Source organism: Longimicrobium sp. (assembly GCA_036389135.1).
Lineage (GTDB): Bacteria > Gemmatimonadota > Gemmatimonadetes > Longimicrobiales > Longimicrobiaceae > Longimicrobium.
On the sequence record DASVQP010000053.1, the window covers coordinates 1 to 2,841 of the forward strand.

General features: G+C 70.6%; 3 protein-coding genes. 1 reads left to right on the plus strand and 2 read right to left on the minus strand.

Translation table 11 applies throughout. From position 1 onward, the window contains the following. Positions 1-154: 154 nt before the first annotated feature. Both VF584_13375 and VF584_13380 read right to left on the minus strand, forming a co-directional pair. Positions 155-1,141: an NAD(P)-dependent oxidoreductase gene (locus VF584_13375; GenBank protein HEX8211159.1), complete on the minus strand. Its 987-nt coding sequence runs from the start codon at positions 1,139-1,141 to the stop codon at positions 155-157. Next, entirely contained in the window at positions 1,138-1,905 is a 768-nt protein-coding gene (locus VF584_13380; GenBank protein ID HEX8211160.1) for an enoyl-CoA hydratase/isomerase family protein, read from the minus strand. Before VF584_13380 ends, VF584_13375 begins: the two co-directional genes overlap by 4 nt. A gap of 70 nt (positions 1,906-1,975) precedes the next feature. Here VF584_13380 and VF584_13385 point away from each other — a divergent pair. Continuing rightward, positions 1,976-2,841: ABC transporter permease (locus VF584_13385; GenBank protein HEX8211161.1), on the plus strand; the 866-nt coding region annotated here is incomplete at its 3' end.

Consider the following 2,841-nt stretch of genomic DNA (forward strand, 5'->3'; position numbering starts at 1 on the left):
GAATCACTTCATCCTGTTCCAGCCGATCTACCAGATCGCGGTCCGCAACAGCGTGAAGGACTTTCCGCTGACCGCAGCAGGGTGGCAGCTGGAGACCGGAAAGGTCACGCTGGCCTGATAAGCAAAGCTGGGGGAATCACCTTTCTCCAGCCTTTTACTTTCGTAAACGCGCGAGCCGGTGCGCGGCTTCCGCGTTCACCGCCCCCTCCGGCAGGCGCCCCGCGGCCAGCGCCGCCACTTGGCGCACCGTGTCCATCGCCTGGTGCTCCGCCGCTTGCGGCGTGAGGCCACCCAGGTGCGGGGTCGCTACCACGTCCAGCCGGGCGGCGAGGCGGGGGGATGGCATCTGGTCCGGCGCGCGGCCCACATCCATCGCGGCGCCGGCGAGGTGGCCGGAGTCCAGCGCTGCCTCCAGCGCGGCCTCGTCCACCAGCTCCCCGCGGGACAGATTGATGAAGAAGGCGCCGCGGCGCATGGCGGCGAATGCGCGCGCGTCCATGAGGTTCGCGGTTTCCGGCAGGGCGATGGCGAGGCAGACGACGAAATCCGCCGAGAGCGCCTCGCCGAAGCCGGCGACCTGCACGCCCGGCTCTTCCGGGGACGTGTAGGGGTCGTAAGCCAGCACGCGCATTCCCAGGGCACGCGCGATCGCGGCCAGACGGCGCGCGATGCGGCCGTAGCCGATCACCCCGAGCGTCGCGGCAGAGAGCTGTGCGCCGGTGCGGGGCGGCGGGATCTCGCCGCGGTGATAGGCGCCGGCCGAGCGGGATACGCCGCGCGCCAAGTCCACCATCATTCCAATGCCCAACTCCGCCACCGCATCCACGAAGCCGGGCGTCGCGCGGGTGACGAGGACGCCGTGGGCGGAGGCGGCAGGCACGTCCACCGTGCTGATGTCCACCGCGCAGCGCAGGAAGGCGACGAGGTCCGGCGCCGCGGCGAAGGTGGCCGCCGTGCCGGGGCTCCCGCGATAGGCTATGATGGCGTGGCAGCCAGCGGCGGCCTGGGCCAGCTCGGCGTCCCGCAGGTCGCGGTCCGTGGGGTTGCGGACGACCTCGGCGTGCTCTTGCAGCGCGGCCAGGGCGCGGTCTCCGAAGTAGCCGGGGAAGGTCTCGGCGGTGTGGGAAAGGAAGACCTTCATCGGGCGAACTCCGCGGGACGCTTCTCATTGAAGGCGCGGATGCCCTCCAGGTGGTCGCCGGCGGAGAAGCACAGCACGTTCATCTCATTCTCGTAAGCCAGGCCGGCGGAGAGCGGGGCCTCCAAGGCCATCCGCATCGCCGCCTTCACGGATTGCACCGCGACGGGGGAGAGGGACGCGAGCTTTCCGGCGATCTCCCGTGCCCGGTCTAGCAGCGTGGATTGGGGGACCACCTCTTCCACTATGCCCAGCCGCAGCGTCTCGGCGGCGTCGATGGCATCACCCAGCATCAACAGGCGTGCCGCCCGCCCCTGGCCGATCAGCCGGGGCAGAAGCTGAGAGGCGCCGCCGCCGCCCACCCATCCCCGCTGCACTTCCGGGAAGCCCAGCCGCATGGTCTCGGACGCCACGCGCAGGTCGGCCGAGAGAGCGGCCTCCGCGCCGCCCCCCAAAGTCCAGCCCTGCAGGGCCGCGACCACGGGCTTGCGGATGTTTCGGACGGCGGCGGCATATTCCACCCGGTTGCGGAAATGCCAGGCGGAGGGGTAGGCGGCCAGGGTGTTCAGGTCGCTGCCGGCACAAAAGGCGCGCTCGCCCTCGCCCCGCAGCAGCACGGCGCGGACCCCATCATCCGCGTCGAGCGCGCGGGTGTGGTCGAGCAGGCGCCGAGCCATGGCGGGGGTCACCGCATTGTGCTTGGCCGGGCGGTCCAGCACCAGCTCTGCTACCCCGTCCCGGATCTCCATCCGCACATCGCCGTCCATGGCTCTTCCCCTCGCTTGATGGCATCCGTGCAACAGGCGCAGACTGGGCGCAACAAGGAGGTTCGTCCGCGTGCCGCGATACATCGCCACGCGACTGCTCGCGGCCGTTGCGATGGCGGTGCTGGCGAGCTTGGTCGTGTTCCTCATCTCCGCGCTGGTGCCCGGCGATCCGGTGCTGGCGCAGCTCGGCGACATCGCGGCCAGCAATCCAGCGACCGTGCTGGAAACGCGGGCCAAGTGGGGTCTCGACCTGCCCCTGTGGGAACGCTACGGCATTTTCCTCAACGGCCTCGTCCACGGGGACCTCGGCGTCTCCATCGCCACGCGGCGGCCGGTGCTGGAGGACATCGTCCAGTACGCCCCGGCGACGCTGGAACTGGCGACGGTCTCCTTCTTGCTGACCCTGCTCGTCGGCATCCCGCTCGGCATCGCGGCGGCGGTGTGGCGGGACACCTGGGTGGATTCTCTGGCGCGCGCCGTGTCGCTGCTGGGAGTCTCGGCGCCGACCTTCTGGCTAGCCTTCATCATGCTGGCCATCTTCTATGGCGGGTTGGAATGGGCGCCCGGGCCGGGGCGGCTGGACCCCATCGCCTTCCCGCCAGAGGGGCCGACGGGCCTGTTCCTGGTGGACAGCCTCCTGCACCGGGACTGGGAGACCTTCCGGGACAGCGCGGCGCACCTGGTCCTGCCCGCGATCGTGCTGGCGGCCGCGACGATCGGGCTGATCACCCGCACGACACGGGCCGCGATGCTGGACAGCCTGGGGCAGGACTATGTGCGGGTTTCCCGCGCCAAGGGGCTGAAGGAGCGGGCGATCGTCCTGCGCCATGCACTGCCCAACGCACTAGTGCCGGTGGTGACGCTGGGCGGCCTGGCCTACGCCAACCTGCTGGCGGGGGCGGTGATGACGGAAACGGTCTTCGCCTGGCCGGGCCT